Origin of the sequence: Blastomonas sp. CCH1-A6, from assembly GCF_001556365.1 — a bacterium.
Lineage (GTDB): Bacteria > Pseudomonadota > Alphaproteobacteria > Sphingomonadales > Sphingomonadaceae > Blastomonas > Blastomonas ursincola.
Map to the genome: position 1 here is coordinate 1 of NZ_LSIS01000164.1, position 15,869 is coordinate 15,869.

Sequence of the window (15,869 nt, forward strand, 5' to 3'; positions counted from 1 at the left end):
GTGCGGAAGCCCGCCGTGGGCGGCGCGAACTTGGCCGAGGCCAGCCGCTTTTCCACCTCGATCCCGCGTTCCTTGCCGACATTGCGGATCACGTCGCGAATGTCCTTGGCATAGGGGGCGTCGGCGGGGGTTTCGGCGAGCAGCGCAAACCAGTCCTCGATCGCCTCAGCATGCTTGCCGTCGATATCCTTGGCGGCGGCGAGGAAATAGCGTGCACGCGCGTCCTTGGGATCGAGCTCTACCGCCTTGCGGAACGCGGCGCGCGCATCTTGGCTGATCGCCTCGTCCTTGCTGGCCATGACCAGCGCTTCGCCCAGCATCGAGTGATATTCCGAGTTGCCGGGCGCAAGCTGGATCGCCCGGCGCATCGCGGTGGCCGATTCGGCAAAGCGCTGCGTCTCGAAATAGCTCCAGCCCAGCATGCGCCAGCCTTCGGCGTCGTTCGGGTTTTCGCGCAGCCGGGCTTCGAGCTGGGTGATGACCTCATCGACCGATGCGGGCTGTCCCTGCGCGTTCAGGGGGGCAACGGGTCCCGATGCAGCGGGTTTCTGGTCGCTATAGACCTTGTACCCCACGGCCGTGACAGCAATCAGCGCGGCGGCCGCCAGCGCGATCGTGCCGACACCGGGGCGGCCGCCGGAGGCGCGCGCGGAAGCCGGTTCTGCCACAAGGGGCATGTCGGTATCGGTCTGTGGGTCGGTCATACGGGCTGTCTCTTTGTCGCGTCCGGGTGGAAGGCTAGCCGATCGGCCAGATTTTCCAATTTCTAAGTGGTAAAGATCACATTCTTTGCTAGAAATATCGGCATAGGGTTCGCAACCGAATTTTGGGCAAGTTCTTGCGGCAGCGGGGCAATCTGGCGATAGCAGCACCGATCGGGGAGAAATCGGGTTGCGGGGCGCCGGATGGGGCAGCGTTTGCTGGCAGGCGCGGTCGCGCGAGCGTCCGCAATTGGGGGACGCGAACCAGTGAGCGAGATCTACCGCGTTGCTATCATCGGGTCGGGCCCGGCAGGCAAAAGCGCAGCCGCGCGTGCCGCGAGCCTCGGCATGAGCCATGTTCTGCTCGAAAAGACCGATCACCTCTCCGACACGATCTACAAGTACCAGAAGGGCAAGCACGTGATGGCCACGCCGTCGCAGCTGGTCCTGCGCTCCGACCATGAGTTCGAGGCGGGCAAGCGCGAGGCAATCCTGGAAAAGTGGAATGCGCGCACCAAGGAACTGAACGTCAATGTGAAGTTCAACGCCGAGGTGAAGGCGATCAAGGGCACGGGTCCCGCGATCGAGGGCAGCGTCCATGTGATCGAGCAGCGCGCGCGCGACGGATCGGTGACCAAGAAGGAAATCCAGCGCTACGCTCCGCCTTACGAGATCGAGCTGACCAATGGCGAGAAGATCATCGCCGAGAATGTCGTGCTCGCCATCGGCACCCAGGGCAACCCCAACCGGATGCGCTGCCCCGGCGGCGACCTGCCGCATGTGCAGTACCAGCTCGATGACCCCACCGAATATGTCGACGAGCATATCGTGGTCATCGGCGCGGGCGATGCGGGGATCGAGAATGCGCGCGGCCTGGCCGAGGATTCGGCGCAGGGCAATGTCGTTACCATCGTCAACCGCGGCCCTGAAGCGCCGAGCCCCAAGGAAACCTTCCCCACAGCGAAAGAAGCCAATGCGCTGGCGCTGCTGGCCGATCGCAACGCCGGCAAGCTTCAGATCCGTTTCGAGACCGACACTGCCAGCATCGAGCCTGGCTGGATCACCTTCAGCACGCGCGATGGCGAGGAGCGGGTGCGCTGCGACCGCATCATCGCGCGAATCGGCTCCGCGCCGCCGCGCGCGTTCATCGAGGAATGCGGTATCGCGTTCACCAGCGCCGATCGTCTGGCCTTCCCGCAACTGTCGCCGGTGTTCGAATCGACCGCGCCCAGCATCTTCGTCATCGGCGCGCTCGCCGGGTACCCGCTGATCAAGCACTGCATGAACCAGGGCTATGACGTCATCGAGTTTATCAACGGCAATACCGAGCTGAAGCCTGCGGACGAGCCGATCCTCGAGGCCAAGTTCAAGGACCTGCCGGGCCGCAAGTCGGTCGCCGAATGGCTCGACCTGCTGCGCGAGAACGTGACGATCCTCAACGGCATGAACCCGCTGCAGATGCGCGAGTTCATGCTCGATTCGGATGCCAAATTCTATCGCCGCGGCGATGTGATCTTCGAACGCGCCGCGCCCGGATCGTCGCTGTTCGCGATCGCCGAAGGCTCGGTCGCGGTGCAGATCGACCCCAATGACCCGTCGAAGACGGTGCCGATCGGCAAGGGTTCGATCTTCGGCGAGGTCGGCCTGATCTCGGGTCGGCGTCGCGGCGCCACCGTGGTCGCCGCCGAGGACACGATCTGTGTCGAGATCTCGCGCAACGCGGCGCTCAAGCTGCAGAGCCAGGTGCCGACCGCGAAAAAGGCGATCGAGCGCATCTCGACCGAGCGCCTGCTCCTCCAGATGTTCGGCTCCGGCCTGAAGCCCGACGACATTCGCGAAGTCGTCGATACCAGCAAGATTCGCCAGGTCCGGCCGGGCGAGGCGATCCTCAAGGAAGGCGACGAGGGCAACGAGATCTATGTGATCCGCGTGGGATCGATGATCGTCGAGAAGGAAATCGGCGGCAAGCCCGTGTTCCTGTCCTATCTGCCCGCCGGCTCCTATGTCGGCGAAATGGCGCTGATCGCGGGCGGACGCCGCACCGCGACGGTCAAGGCGGCGATCAAGTCCGAGGTCATCCAGATCGACGGCGATGCCTTCAAGAAGGTGCTGGAAGCCAATCCCGAGCTGCTCAAGCGCGCCAAGCGCGACATGGCCAGCCGCCAGGACATCAACGCCTTTATCGAGGCGAAGAAGGACAGCTTCTCGGGCGTGGTCGACATGTATTCGGGCGTGGCCAACTTCCTGGTCGAGAACGGCATCGGCGAGGCGACCGACGTGCTGCTGATTGACGAGACGCTGTGCGTGGGCTGCGACAATTGCGAAAAGGCGTGCGCCGACAGCCATGACGGCCTGTCGCGGCTCGACCGCGAGGCGGGCCGCACCTATGCGCATCTGCATGTGCCGACCAGCTGCCGCCATTGCGAGCATCCGCACTGCATGGCCGACTGTCCGCCCAATGCGATCAACCGCGGCCCCGATGGCGAGGTCTATATCAACGACACGTGCATCGGCTGCGGCAACTGCCAGCGCAACTGCCCCTATGGCGTGATCCGCATGGACAAGGTGCCGCCCAAGAAGCCGAGCCTGCTCTCCTGGCTGTTCTTCGGCTTCGGCCCCGGCCCCGGCGAGCCGAGCAAGAAATGGTCCTATGCCAATAGCGACCATAGCGTCGAGAAGCCCAAAAAGGCGATCAAGTGCGACATGTGCGCCGGGATCGAGGGCGGCCCCAGCTGCGTGCGCGCCTGCCCGACGGGCGCTGCGATCCGCGTGGCGCCGGACGAGTTCCTCACCGTCGCCCGGCTCGAGCAGGAGGAGGCTTGACCATGGCCAGCCAGGCGCAAACCGCCGCACCCGCCGTGCGCAAGAAGACCACGGGACGTCAGCGCAACTCGATGCATGACGGCTTTCTTCGCCACAAGAATTTCCGCTGGATGAAGATCGCGACGGTGCTCAGCATCACGTGCCTGGTCAGCTATTTTCTCGTCGATGTTCAGCCGCGGCACAATGGCGGGTCGTGGTACGGCTATACGCTCGGCACGATCGGCGCGCTGCTGATCCTGTGGCTGACCTGCCTCGGCTTGCGCAAGCGCGCGATCACGCCCGGTGGCTGGTCGCTCAAGGCGTGGACCAGCGCGCATGTCTATCTCGGGCTCAGCCTCATCGTCATCGGCACGCTGCACACTGGCTTCCAGCTGGGCTGGAACGTGCACACGCTGGCCTGGTCGCTGATGATGATCGTGATCATCTCCGGCATTGTCGGCATCTATTTCTACGCCACATTGCCCGACAATCTGTCGAGTAACCGCGCTGACTCGGATGGTGCTGTCACCGAAAAGATGATGATCGAGCAGCTGCGCTCGCTCGACCGGCAGCTGCACGATGCCGGCCAGCCCCTCGACCCTTCGCAGGCCGCGCTGGTCCAGGCCTCGCTCGAGCAGGACCCGTTTGCCGGCAATTTCATCCAGCGCATCACCAACAGCTATTCGGGCTGCGAGACCCGTGCTGCCATTGCCGAGCTGCGCCGGATGCGCGCCTATCAGCCGCGCATGGGCGATGACCCGCTCGACAAGGTCGACGGGCTTTTGCAGCGCAAGGAATCGACGCTCGCGCGGCTGCGCAAGCATCTGCAGATCAAGGCGCTGCTCCAGGTGTGGCTCTATGTCCATGTGCCGATGACGTTCGCGCTGCTCGCCGCGCTGTCGGCGCATATTTTCAGCGTGTTTTTCTACTGGTGATCCAAAGTCCCGGGGGCGGGGTGTCGGCAAGTGTTGGGGGCAGTTGAATGATGTTTATCGTCCGCCAGGTGGCCTTGAAGGCAGATGGCAGCGAGATCGTCCGCCAGACAGAGGTCGCGGGCGAGGAGATTTTCATCGGCCGCAACGCCAGCAACGGCGTGCACCTGCCCGACCTGGCGGTGAACCCGGTGCACGCGAAGATGGTGCGGCGCGGCGGCGAGCTCATCGTCACCGCCGAGTCGGCGCAACCTTTCGATGTCGACGGCCGCAGCGTCGAATCGACCACGATCGACGTGGCGCGCGGTGCCGAACTGCGTTTTGGCGGCCATATCATCGCGCTGGGCACCGAAGGCGATGCGATCACGCTGACCGTCCGCCGCGTCGAGGCGGTATCGGACAGCGCCGAGGACAAGGACGAGGCGGCGATCTATTCGCTGAAAGGTCTGCTGCCCGGCAAGCGGATGAGCGCCTGGGGCTTTGCCCTGCTGGTCCTCATCGCGTGCCTGGCCTGGCCGGTCTATACCTGGTCGAGCTACAAGGACCTGGCCTACAAGGAGAAAATCTCGCGGCCCGCCGGTTTTCATGCCGACACGATGTGGTCTTCGGGCAAGCTCAGCCTGGCGCACAAGACGCTCAAGAACGATTGCCAGTCGTGCCATGTCGATGCGTTCGTGTCCGTCCGCGACAACGCCTGCATGACCTGTCACCAGAAGGATGCAGGGCCCCATGCGCCGATGGCGCGCCAGCTCGACGCGCGCGGCGATCCGACCGGATTTGCCGCCTTCACCCGATTCGTTGCGGCCAGTTTCAACAAACCTGCGGGACGTTGTGTCGAATGTCACACCGAGCATGAGGGTGCGGGTGCTATGGAACCGACACAGCAGCGATTCTGCGCTGAGTGTCACGATGGGATGGATACGCGCTTGACCGACACCAAACTCGGAAATGCCGCCGATTTCGGTAAGGCCCATCCGCAGTTCCAGGCGGCGGTGCTGGTGCGTCCGCTGGTCGGCGACGATGCCAAGGCGCCGCGCAAGCGCATCTCGCTCGACAAGCGACCCAAAGAGAATAACGGCCTCAAGTTCCCGCACGACATGCATCTGAGCAAGACCAATGGCGTCGCACAGATGGGACGGCGGCTCAGCGCCAAATATGGTTTTGGCGACGCGCTCGAATGCAAGGATTGCCACGAGCCGGACAAGAACAATGTCGGCTTCGTCGAGGTTGACATGGAGAAGAGCTGTGCGATGTGCCACAGCCTCGCCTTCGACAAGATCGGCGATACCTATCGCACGCTGCGCCATGGCCAGCCCGAGCAGGTCAAGGCCGACCTTCGCGCCTTCTACCGCTCGACCCCGCCTGCACGCCCGATCAACCTGGGCAGCCTGGCACGCCAGCGCCCCGGCGTGGTGAACTCGCGGCGTACGGCAGCGGATTACGCGCGAGCGGTGAATTTCCGCGGCGGCCGGGCCGATCAGGCAATCCGCCAGGTCTTCAGCCGCGGCGGTGCCTGTTATGACTGCCATGTCGTGGTGCCCCCTTCGGGATCGGGCCGGCTCGATTTCCGCATTGCCCCGGTCGCGCAGACCAGTCGCTACATGGAAAAGGGCTGGTTCACGCACGATGCGCATGACAAGGAAGAGTGCACGAGCTGCCATCTCGCCGAAAAGTCGAGCGATGCATCCGACCTGTTACTGCCCGGAATCAAGGATTGCCGCACCTGTCATGTCGGCGAGACTGGCGCTTCGCTGATCAAGGTGAAGAAACCGGTCGAATCCACCTGCGCAATGTGTCACGATTACCATGCCGATAAGGGGGCGCCATGGCTGCTTCGCGAGCAAGACAAGAAGAAAAAGCGGCCAGAGATTACGGCCTCCATGGCGCATCCGGGAGGGGCAGCGGCGCGACTGCGACGATAGCTGCCTCCCCCAAAGCAACAAACACCAAGGGACCGGGTCGCGCCATGCTGATAGCTCAGATTACCGATATTCATCTGGGCTTCGATCCGGACAATCCCGCCGAATTCAATCGCAAGCGGCTCGATCAGGTGATCGCCATGCTGCGCGATATGGACCCGGTGCCCGATCTCCTGCTCGCGACCGGCGATCTGATCGATCGCGGTGACGAGGACAGCTATCGTCGGCTCAAGAATGCGTTTTCGGTCTGCCCGTTCCCGGTGCACATGTGCATGGGCAATCACGACCAGCGCGACACTTTTGCCTCGCAATTTCCCGACGTCCCGATGGTCGACGGCTTCGTGCAGTACGAGGTCGACGCGGGGCCCATCCGGCTCCTGGTGCTCGATACGCTCGAAGAGGGCCGGCATGGCGGCGCGTTCTGCGAGATCCGCGCCGAGTGGCTGCGCGCGCGGCTCGCCGAGCAGACCGATCGCCCGACGCTGATCGTCCAGCATCATCCGCCGATCGAGGTCGGAATCGAATGGATGAATACGCATCCCGAAGAGCCCTGGGTGGAGCGGCTGCGCGGATGCCTTGCTAACCGGCCCAATGTCATCGGCATGGTCTGCGGCCATGTCCACCGCGCGATCGTCAGCCAGTGGAACGGCTTTCCCGTCGCCATCTGTCCGTCAAGCGCGCCGCAGGTGGCGCTGGAGCTTGCGCCGATCGATCCCGACCGGCCCGATGGCCGCAACATGATCATCGCCGATCCGCCCGCCTTCGCGCTGCACTGGTGGAACGGGCGCGAACTGATCACGCATTACGAAACCGCCGACGAGCACGTGATGCTGGCGCGCTTCGACGAGAAGATGCAGCCCCTGGTGCGCAGCCTTCTGGCCGAGCGCCCCGCCTGACTGCTGCCTCGGGTCGCATGGCAGGTCAGGGTACCTTGCCGCTTGCGCACCCCGTGGCTATCTAGCGGCAATGACCATTGCACCGACCACGCTCGACCTGATTGGCAACACTCCGCTGGTGCGGCTCGCAGGCCCCAGCGAGGCCGCCGGGTGCGACATCTTTGGCAAGTGCGAATACGCCAATCCCGGCGCGTCGGTAAAGGATCGTGCGGCGCTCTATATCGTGCGCGATGCCGAGGAGCGCGGAACGCTGCAGCCCGGCGGGACGATCGTCGAGGGGACGGCGGGCAATACCGGCATCGGCATCGCGCTGGTGGCCAATGCCAAGGGCTACAAGACGATCATCGTGATGCCCGAGACCCAGTCCAAGGAAAAAATGGACACGCTGCGCGCGCTGGGGGCGGAGCTGGTGCTGGTGCCTGCGGCACCCTATGCCAATCCGGGCCATTTCGTGCACACCTCGCGCCGCCTGGCCGAAGAGACGCCCGGTGCCGTCTGGGCGCAGCAGTTCGACAATATCGCCAATCGCCGCGCGCATATCGAGGGCACGGCCGAGGAAATCTGGGCGCAGATGGATGGCCGGATCGATGGCTTTACCTGCGCGGCGGGCACCGGTGGCACCATCGCTGGGGTCGGCATGGGCCTCAAGGCGCGCGACCCCAAGGTCACCATTGCGCTTACCGATCCGCATGGCGCCGCGCTGTTCAACTATTATGCCAATGGCGAGCTCAAGGCCGAAGGTTCGTCGGTCGCCGAAGGCATCGGGCAGGGCCGCATTACCGGCAATCTGGAAGATGCGCCGATCGACACGCAGTTCCGAATCTCGGACGAGGTCGGGCTGTACTGGGTCCAGCGGCTGCTCAAGGAAGAGGGGCTGTGCCTTGGACTGTCCTCGGGCATCAATGTCGCGGGCGCGGTCGAGCTGGGGCGGACACTCGGCCCCGGATCGCGCGTGGTGACGATCCTTTGCGATACCGGATTCCGCTATCTGTCGACGCTGTACAATCCCGAATGGCTGCGTGCCAAGGGATTGCCCGTCTTCCCCTGGCTGGCCGATTGACCTATACTGGCTGGATGGTCGCTGACAAAGCCCGCACGCCGGGGGGCAATCCCCTGATGCACCGATTGCAGATCGGCATCGGTGGCATCTTTGCCGTACTGGTGATGGTCGCGCTTGCCGACATGCTGTTGCAACGCGCGGCAACCGAGGCTCCGGCGGAGAGCGCCAGTGTCGCCGAGCCCGGTGTCGCCGCGAGCACCGCGCCGCCCGTGGTGCAGCCGCCCGCCGCCAGCGAGCCGCTGGTCGATCTGGGCGTCGTCCCCGATCTTCCGGCAGAAGGTACGCAGCATAGCGCGGGCGGGCAAACCCCGGTCGTCGGCGAACTGCAGAACGCGCCGCAATCGGGTTCGCCCAGCCAGCCGCAACAGTGATGCGCACAGCGCTCGCGCTGGCGGCAGCAGCTCTTGCAGCGGTGGCCTGTGTCCCCGCCGCTTCCGAACCACCGGACCAGCGCGCTGACCCGTCCCCGATCATCCCCAGCATGCCGCGGCAGAAGATCGCGCTGATGAGCAGCCTGCCGCTGGTCTATGGCGCGGGGGTCGACATGGCGGGTGTGATTGCCGGAAAGGCCGATCCGCACCCGCTGCATGCGGCGCTCGCCGCGGCGCATGATCTGGCGGTACCCGATGCCCTGGATGCCGCCGCGCTCAAGGATATGCGGCTGGTCATATTGGTGCAGCCGCGCGCGCTCGACCCTGGCGAACTTGTGGCGCTCGATGACTATGTGCGCGCTGGCGGCCGGTTGCTGCTGTTTGCCGATCCGCAGCTCGATTGGCCGCATGAGCTAGGGCTGGCGGATTCGCGCGGTCCGCTGCGCACTTCGCTGATCTCGCCCTTGCTCCGCCATTGGGGACTGGAGCTGCAAAACACGGGAATCGAATCGGTCCGGCTGGGTAAATCGCGCGTGTTACTGGTCCATCCCGGGCAATTCGGGGTTCTGCAGGGGAAATCTGGGGACGGCTCGTGCCGCCTGGCGTTCGATGCTTCGGTGGCCCGGTGCGCGATAGGCAGGGGCCGCGCGGTGATGGTTGCCGATGCCGATCTGCTGGATCCCGAAATCCTCGCAAACCGGGCCGATTCCGGGTCTGCCAACCAGCAGTTCATCCACCGCCTGCTACTCGAACTGATGCAGGAGGAAAGCGGATGATGCCAACTGCACGGGTATTTTCGGTTCGCCCCGAATTTGGAACATCAACCCCAATGTTACCGTTCTAGACCCAAAAAACCCCTTCCATCCCCAACTATCCCTTGTTATGAACCTTCTTAATCGGGGTTCAACCATCTGTGATTCCTTTCCGACCTGCGGCGCTAGCGCGGCGTGGGGGCCTGAGGACTTTGCCTGCGGAGAGACGGGCAAGGGCTGTTTGCAGGTCAGGCAAGGGTCAGGCGAACACCCCCGGCATGTCAGGGATACGCAAGGGCGCGGAAAAAGGGGTGAATCGACCAAGTGGCGGAAATCAGTGCCTTTCTTGGTTCTGCATTGACCACCATCGACCCCAAGGGGCGGATGGCCATCCCGGCTGCCTTCCGCAATCCCATCATCGCCAATTCCGACGGCGAAAGCTCGGTCGTCTTCTCGTTCAACGCCCAGGGCCAGTGCCTGCAGGGCTATGGCACCCAGCGCCTGAGGGCGCTGATCGAGCAGATGCGCCGCCGCGAGGAACTGGCCAGCGAGGCGGGCGAGGAATTCCGCACCGAGCTGTTCGGCGGCCCCCGGTTCAATTCCACCTCGACGATCAGCTTCGACGGCAGCGGTCGTCTGATCCTGCCCAAGATGCTGGTGGCGATGGCGCGGATCGAGAAGCACGTGTTCTTCAGCGGCAACGGCACCGATTTCAGCGTCTGGGGCTACGAGCATCTGATGTCGCTCGACGACCCGCGCCTTGCCTCGCAACAGTTCAATGCGCGCTTCCTGATGGAAGAGCTGGGGGGCAAGCGCTGATGGCTGCCCGGCAAACCCCTTCCGTGACACCCGACGTGCCGCACATCCCGGTGCTGCTCGCCGAGGTGCTCGAAAGCCTCGCGATCCGGCCGGGCGAGGTGCATGTCGATGCGACCTTCGGCGCGGGCGGATACAGCCGCGCGATGCTGGCCGCCGGCGCGAGCGTCCACGGTTTTGACCGCGATCCCGATGCGGCGACCACCGGGGCTGCTTTGGCCGCGCAGAGCGAGGGGCGCTTCAGCTTCCACGCCGGGCGCTTCTCGCAGCTGGCCCAGATGCTGCGTGCGGCGGGCGTGTCCCAGGTCGACGGTATCGTGTTCGATATCGGCGTGTCGTCGATGCAGCTCGACCAGGCCGAACGCGGCTTTTCGTTCCAGTCGGACGGCCCGCTCGACATGCGCATGGGCCAGGAAGGCCTGAGCGCAGCCGATTTCGTCAACACCGCCGACGAAGGCGATATCGCCGACATCCTGTATCTCTATGGCGAGGAGCGTCAATCGCGCCGCATCGCCCGCGCCATCGTCGCCGCCCGTCCGTTGCAGAGGACGCTCGAGCTGGCGACGGTGGTGCGCAAGGCTCTGGGCTATCGCCCCGGCGCGCCGAAGGATCCGGCGACGCGCACCTTCCAGGCGATCCGCATCCATGTGAACGGCGAGCTGGACGAGCTGCGCGAGGGCCTGGTCGCGGCCGAGGCGATGCTCGCCCCCGGCGGGCGGCTTGCCGTTGTCAGCTTCCACAGCCTGGAAGACCGCATCGTCAAGCGCTTCCTCAAGGCGCGCAGCGGCGGCGAGGGCGCAGGATCGCGTCACCTGCCCGACAATCCCGGCCAGCGCCGGACCCCCAGTTTCGAGAAACCCGCCAGACCGACCCGGGCGGGCGAGGCCGAATGCGCGCGTAACCCCCGCGCGCGTTCGGCCACCTTGCGGGTCGCAGTCCGTAGCGATGCCCCGGCCTGGGGCGCGCATGACGATGCGGAAAGGCAGGCGGCATGATCCTGGCAGTCAAGCGCCTCAAGACCATCGGCTGGATCGCGCTGATCTTCATCGTCGCGATCGCGCTCTATCCGCTGTCGCTCAGTGTCGCGACGCTGCGCAGCGATCTCACGCGCACCGAGCGCGACATCCTGCGCACCCGCGCCGAGATCCGCTATCTGGAAACCGAATTCGCCACCCGCGCCAGCCTCGCCCAGCTCGCGATGTGGAATGACCTCGAATATGGCTATGAGGCGCCCAGCGCCGCGCAGTATCTCGATGGCGAGCGCGAACTGGCCAATCTGGGCGAGATCGACAAGCCGCTTGATGAGCCGGTGCGGGTTGCCGCGATGACGATCAAGCCGCAGGCCGAGCCGCAGCCGATCAAGCCTGCCGAACTCGCTGCCAACACGGTCAAGACGCCCGAGCCGCTCTCGGTCTCGGCGAGCGTCGCCATCATCAGCCCGGCGCGCGCTGCGACATCGGCGACCGCACCCAAGGCCGCCAAGGGGGGCGAGGAAAAGGGCTCGGGCCGCCGCCTGCTCGATGACCGGCTGCTCGACCGGATCAACCAACAGGCCGATGCCGAACTGAAGAAGACGGGGGGTCAATGACCGCGCTTGCATCCGGAAGTCACAGGGTCCGTCTGGCCAGCAAGCGCCAGCATCTCACGCTCACCGCCCAGGTCCGCCTGGTCGCGGTGCTCGCGCTGTTCGGGCTGGGCGTCGGCGCGATCCTCCTGCGGCTCACCTTTATCGGCGTGTTCGGCGAGCAGGCCCAGGCCGCGACGCGCGGCGCGCTGGTCGATCCGGGGCGGGGCGATATCGTCGATCGCAATGGGGTGCCGCTGGCGCGCACGATCGATGGCTATGCCATCCGGGTGGTGCCGTCGAAGCTGATCGGCGACCGCAAGGTGCTCGCTGCCAAGCTGGCGGAAATCTTCCCCGACACATCGGAACAGCGCTTCCTCAAGCTGCTCAGCCGGACCAAGCCCACCTATCTGCGCCACCGCGCGATTCCCGAAGAGGTCAATCGCGTCCATGCGCTGGGCGAGGTCGGCATCGAGTTTCCGCGCGAGAAGGAGCGCTTCTATCCGCAGCTGCAACTCGCGGCGCACGTGCTCGGCTATGTCCATCCCGATGGTCATGGCGTCTCGGGCATGGAGCGCGCGATGGACGAGGAGCTGCTCGATCCGCGCAAGCGTCTGACGCCGTCGGCATTGTCGATCGATATCCGTGTCCAGGCGGCGCTGGAGGATGAGCTGGGCAAGGGCATGAAGGCCTATGATGCCAAGGCCGCAGCCGGGATCGTGCTCGATGTCGAGACGGGCGAAGTGATGGCGATGACCTCGCTGCCCAGCTTCAACCCCAACCAGTTCAACGCCAACAGCGTGGCGTTCGAGGCCAACCAGGTCACCTATCGCTTCTTCGAGCTGGGTTCGACCTTCAAGCCGCTGACCGTCGCGGCGGCGATCGATGCAGGCACCGTGACCAGCATGGCCCGCCGCTATGATGCCAGCCGGCCGCTCCGGGTCGCAGGTTTCCAGATCCGCGATTCCCACTCGTCGGGCCGCTGGCTCAACGTGCCCGAAACCCTGGTGCACAGCTCCAACATCGTCACCGCCCAGATTGCCGACGAACTGGGTCCGGAACGGCTGCAGGCGGTGATGCGCAAGCTGCATTTCGATCGCCAGGCCGATATCAACCTGCGCGAGCGCGCCAAGCCGCTCTGGCCGTCGCAATGGGGACGGCTGACCAACATGACCGTCAGCTATGGCCATGGCATCGCGGTGACGCCGCTGCATCTTGCCTCGGCTTATGCGGCGATGGTCAATGGCGGGCTATACCGCCCGGCGACGCTGCTCAAGCTCAATCCCGCAGATGTGCCGCGCGGCGAGCGCGTGTTCAAGGCCTCGACCAGCGCGCGGATGAACCAGCTGCTCCGCATGATCGTGCGCGACGGTACGGGGCGCAAGGCCGAGGCTCCCGGCTTCCGCGTCGGCGGCAAGACCGGCTCGGCCGAAAAGCCGGGCGCAGGCGGCTACAAGCGCAGCTCGGTGGTCGCGACCTTCGCCGCCGCCTTCCCGATGGACAAGCCGCGTTATGTCGTGATCGTGATGATCGACGAGCCTTCGGGGAACTCGGCCTCGTCGTTCCAGCGCACCGCAGGCTGGACCGCCGCACCGGTGGTGGCCAAGCTGGTTCCGCGGATCGGCCCGATGCTGGGTGTCATCCCCGATGACCGGCGCGATGTCGACGTGTCCGAGCTGATGCCGCTGCTGTGGAAGGCACCGGGCAAGAAATCGGACGATCCGGTATAGGCAATTATACACAGGCGCCGCGATGCAGGGGGTTGCATCTGATGCGGCGAAACATAGAGGAGGCGGGGATTTTCAGGGTCGGTAAAAGGGACGTGCAATGAAATTGGGTGAACTGGCTTCGGGTCTTTCCGGCGACGATGCGGCGCGGATTGTGACCGGATTTGCCATCGATCACCGCAAGGTCGCGCCAGGCACCGTGTTCGGTGCCTTTGCCGGTGCCCGTTTCAACGGCGAGGATTTCATCGCCGATGCCGTCGCCGCAGGCGCGATCGCCATCGTCGCAGCGCCCGGTGCGAAGGTCGAGGGCGCAGTGCATATCGCCGATGCCAACCCGCGCCGCGCCTTTGCCCAGATCGCCGCGCGCTTCTTCACCCCCGTGCCCGCGCATGTCGCCGCTGTCACCGGCACCAACGGCAAGACCTCGACCGCCGAGATGACCCGGCAGCTCTGGCGTATGGCCGGGCACAATGCCGCCTCGATCGGGACGCTCGGCGTCACCACCTCGGTCGATCAGGCGTCCACCGGGCTCACTACGCCCGACATCGTCACCTTTCTCGGCAACATGTCGGGCCTGGCGCGCGAGGGCGTGACCCATGCGATCTTCGAGGCCTCGAGCCACGGCCTGTCGCAGTTCCGTACCGAGGGGCTGCCGGTGCAGGTGGGCGCCTTCACCAATCTCAGCCGCGATCATCTTGATTATCACGGCACGATGGAGGCCTATTTCGAGGCCAAGATGCGGTTGATCGACGAGGTCGTGTCCGAGGACGGCCATTTCGTCGTCTGGGCCGATGACGAATGGTCGGCACGCGTGATCGATCGCGTCAACGCGCGCGGGCTCAAGCTGGTGACGGTGGGCGAGGGCGGCGAGGCGATCAAGCTCGTAAGCCGCACCCCGACCCAGCTCGGCCAGCAACTGGTGCTCGAGCATGATGGGAAGCAGGTGAAGGTCAACCTGCCGCTGATCGGCGCCTACCAGGCAGCCAATGCGCTGGTGTCCGCCGGGATCGTCATCGCATCGGGTGGCACGCCCGCGCAGGTGTTCGACCATATGGCGCGCCTGCAGCCGGTGCGCGGACGGCTCGAACGCGCGGTCATCACGCGCGAAGGCGCACCTGTCTATGTCGACTATGCGCACACGCCCGACGGGCTGGTCGCCGCGATTGCCGCGCTGCGCCCGCATGTCTCGGGCAGGCTGATCACATTGTTCGGTGCGGGCGGCGACCGCGATACCGGCAAGCGCCCCGAAATGGGCAAGGCGGCGGCCGAGCTGTCCGATGTCGTCATCGTCACCGACGACAATCCGCGTTCCGAGGACCCCGCCAGAATCCGCGCCGCGATCATGGCCGCGGCGCCCGGTGCGACAGAGATCGGCGGACGGCGTGAGGCGATTGCCGCTGCCATCGCCATGGCGGGCAAGGACGATATCGTGCTGCTCGCCGGGAAAGGCCATGAGCAAGGTCAGATCGTCGGGGACCGCGTGCTGCCGTTCGACGACGTCCAGGTTGCGCGGGAGTGCGCTGCGTGAGCCTCTGGACGTCCTCCGAGCTCGCGAAGGCAACTGGCGGCACCGCCTCGGCGGAGTTCGAGGTGACCGGCGTCGCGTTCGATTCCCGCGAAATCCAGCCGGGCGACCTGTTCATCGCGATGCGCGGCGAGGCGACCGACGGGCATCTGTTCATCGACCGCGCGATGGCGGCAGGCGCGGCGGGCGTGATCTGCGAGCAGCCGGTCGATCACCCGCATGTGCTGGTGGCGGATAGCGCCGCCGCGCTCACCGCGCTAGGGCATGCCGCGCGCGCGCGGACCGGCGCGACGGTCATCGGCGTGACCGGATCGGCGGGCAAGACCAGCACCAAGGAGGCGCTGTTCCACGCGCTCGACCGGATGGCACCGGGCGCAGTGCATCGCTCGGTCAAGAGCTACAACAACCATGTCGGCGTGCCCTTGAGCCTGGCACGCATGCCGCGCGACGCCCGGTTCGGCGTGTTCGAGATGGGCATGAACCATGCGGGCGAGCTGGCCGAACTGACCCGCATCGTCCGCCCGCATATCGCGATGATCACCACGATCGCGCCCGCCCATATCGGCAATTTCAGCAATGGCGAGGAAGGTATTGCCGATGCCAAGGCCGAGATCTTCCAGGGTCTTGAGCCCGGCGGTACCGCGATCGTCCCGCACAACAACCGCCATTATCCCCGCCTCTATGCCGCCGCGCAAACATGCGCGCATGTCATCCGCCGCTTCGGCAGCCAACCGGACAGCGAAACCCGGCTGATCGACGCAATCCGCGCGCCCGAGGGCGGATCGCTGGTCACCGCCGAGATCG

The 15,869-nt window shown here is 65.4% G+C and carries 14 protein-coding genes; 13 read left to right on the plus strand and 1 reads right to left on the minus strand.

All coding sequences use genetic code 11. The annotated features are described in order from the left end of the window. Positions 1 to 704, minus strand: a 704-nt coding sequence (locus tag AX735_RS06735) for a TPR domain-containing protein (protein WP_066277586.1), incomplete at its 3' end; no start/stop codon positions are given. Positions 705 to 968: 264 nt separating this feature from the next. On the opposite strand from AX735_RS06735, the gene AX735_RS06740 reads away from it, so the two are divergent. The 13 genes from AX735_RS06740 to AX735_RS06800 all read left to right on the plus strand — a co-directional run. Then, a complete protein-coding gene (locus AX735_RS06740) occupies positions 969 to 3,524 on the plus strand; it encodes a cyclic nucleotide-binding domain-containing protein (protein WP_066277589.1) in 2,556 nt (851 codons plus the stop codon). 2 nt (positions 3,525 to 3,526) lie between these two features. Continuing rightward, complete coding sequence (locus tag AX735_RS06745) at positions 3,527 to 4,438, plus strand: hypothetical protein (RefSeq protein ID WP_066277592.1); 912 nt, start codon at positions 3,527 to 3,529, stop codon at positions 4,436 to 4,438. A 47-nt stretch (positions 4,439 to 4,485) separates the two neighbouring features. After that, complete coding sequence (locus tag AX735_RS06750) at positions 4,486 to 6,357, plus strand: cytochrome c3 family protein (RefSeq protein ID WP_066277597.1); 1,872 nt, start codon at positions 4,486 to 4,488, stop codon at positions 6,355 to 6,357. A gap of 44 nt (positions 6,358 to 6,401) precedes the next feature. Continuing rightward, complete coding sequence (locus AX735_RS06755) at positions 6,402 to 7,250, plus strand: phosphodiesterase (RefSeq protein WP_066277603.1); 849 nt, start codon at positions 6,402 to 6,404, stop codon at positions 7,248 to 7,250. Positions 7,251 to 7,320: 70 nt separating this feature from the next. Then, positions 7,321 to 8,310, plus strand: a complete 990-nt coding sequence (locus AX735_RS06760) for a cysteine synthase A (RefSeq protein WP_066277606.1) — start codon at positions 7,321 to 7,323, stop codon at positions 8,308 to 8,310. Positions 8,311 to 8,366: 56 nt separating this feature from the next. Beyond that, positions 8,367 to 8,681, plus strand: coding sequence for a hypothetical protein (locus AX735_RS06765; protein WP_137775855.1), 315 nt, complete (start codon positions 8,367 to 8,369; stop codon positions 8,679 to 8,681). Next, on the plus strand, positions 8,681 to 9,457 hold the full coding sequence (locus AX735_RS06770) for a DUF4350 domain-containing protein (protein ID WP_066277610.1): 777 nt from the start codon (positions 8,681 to 8,683) through the stop codon (positions 9,455 to 9,457). The genes AX735_RS06765 and AX735_RS06770 overlap by 1 nt, the downstream gene beginning before the upstream one ends. Before the next feature lie 333 nt (positions 9,458 to 9,790). Beyond that, positions 9,791 to 10,252 (plus strand): division/cell wall cluster transcriptional repressor MraZ, encoded by a 462-nt coding sequence (locus tag AX735_RS06775; protein ID WP_202189521.1) that lies wholly within the window; start codon positions 9,791 to 9,793, stop codon positions 10,250 to 10,252. Beyond that, complete coding sequence (gene rsmH / locus AX735_RS06780) at positions 10,252 to 11,244, plus strand: 16S rRNA (cytosine(1402)-N(4))-methyltransferase RsmH (protein ID WP_066277620.1); 993 nt, start codon at positions 10,252 to 10,254, stop codon at positions 11,242 to 11,244. The genes AX735_RS06775 and rsmH overlap by 1 nt, the downstream gene beginning before the upstream one ends. Beyond that, positions 11,241 to 11,837, plus strand: coding sequence for a hypothetical protein (locus tag AX735_RS06785; protein WP_066277624.1), 597 nt, complete (start codon positions 11,241 to 11,243; stop codon positions 11,835 to 11,837). Before rsmH ends, AX735_RS06785 begins: the two co-directional genes overlap by 4 nt. Next, entirely contained in the window at positions 11,834 to 13,543 is a 1,710-nt protein-coding gene (locus AX735_RS06790; protein WP_066277626.1) for a peptidoglycan D,D-transpeptidase FtsI family protein, read from the plus strand. Before AX735_RS06785 ends, AX735_RS06790 begins: the two co-directional genes overlap by 4 nt. A 97-nt stretch (positions 13,544 to 13,640) precedes the next feature. Beyond that, positions 13,641 to 15,068, plus strand: coding sequence for a UDP-N-acetylmuramoyl-L-alanyl-D-glutamate--2,6-diaminopimelate ligase (locus tag AX735_RS06795; RefSeq protein WP_066277629.1), 1,428 nt, complete (start codon positions 13,641 to 13,643; stop codon positions 15,066 to 15,068). Beyond that, positions 15,065 to 15,869: UDP-N-acetylmuramoyl-tripeptide--D-alanyl-D-alanine ligase (locus tag AX735_RS06800; protein WP_231750041.1), on the plus strand; the 805-nt coding region annotated here is incomplete at its 3' end. The genes AX735_RS06795 and AX735_RS06800, both read left to right, overlap by 4 nt.

Bases quoted from the DNA above. Each gene is read 5' to 3' on its own strand.
- AX735_RS06745 (WP_066277592.1), top strand. From the start codon at position 3,527: ATGGCCAGCCAGGCGCAAACCGCCGCACCCGCCGTGCGCAAGAAGACC.
- AX735_RS06750 (WP_066277597.1), top strand. From the start codon at position 4,486: ATGATGTTTATCGTCCGCCAGGTGGCCTTGAAGGCAGATGGCAGCGAG.
- AX735_RS06755 (WP_066277603.1), top strand. From the start codon at position 6,402: ATGCTGATAGCTCAGATTACCGATATTCATCTGGGCTTCGATCCGGAC.
- AX735_RS06760 (WP_066277606.1), top strand. From the start codon at position 7,321: ATGACCATTGCACCGACCACGCTCGACCTGATTGGCAACACTCCGCTG.
- AX735_RS06765 (WP_137775855.1), top strand. From the start codon at position 8,367: ATGCACCGATTGCAGATCGGCATCGGTGGCATCTTTGCCGTACTGGTG.
- AX735_RS06770 (WP_066277610.1), top strand. From the start codon at position 8,681: ATGCGCACAGCGCTCGCGCTGGCGGCAGCAGCTCTTGCAGCGGTGGCC.
- rsmH (WP_066277620.1), top strand. From the start codon at position 10,252: ATGGCTGCCCGGCAAACCCCTTCCGTGACACCCGACGTGCCGCACATC.
- AX735_RS06785 (WP_066277624.1), top strand. From the start codon at position 11,241: ATGATCCTGGCAGTCAAGCGCCTCAAGACCATCGGCTGGATCGCGCTG.
- AX735_RS06790 (WP_066277626.1), top strand. From the start codon at position 11,834: ATGACCGCGCTTGCATCCGGAAGTCACAGGGTCCGTCTGGCCAGCAAG.
- AX735_RS06795 (WP_066277629.1), top strand. From the start codon at position 13,641: ATGAAATTGGGTGAACTGGCTTCGGGTCTTTCCGGCGACGATGCGGCG.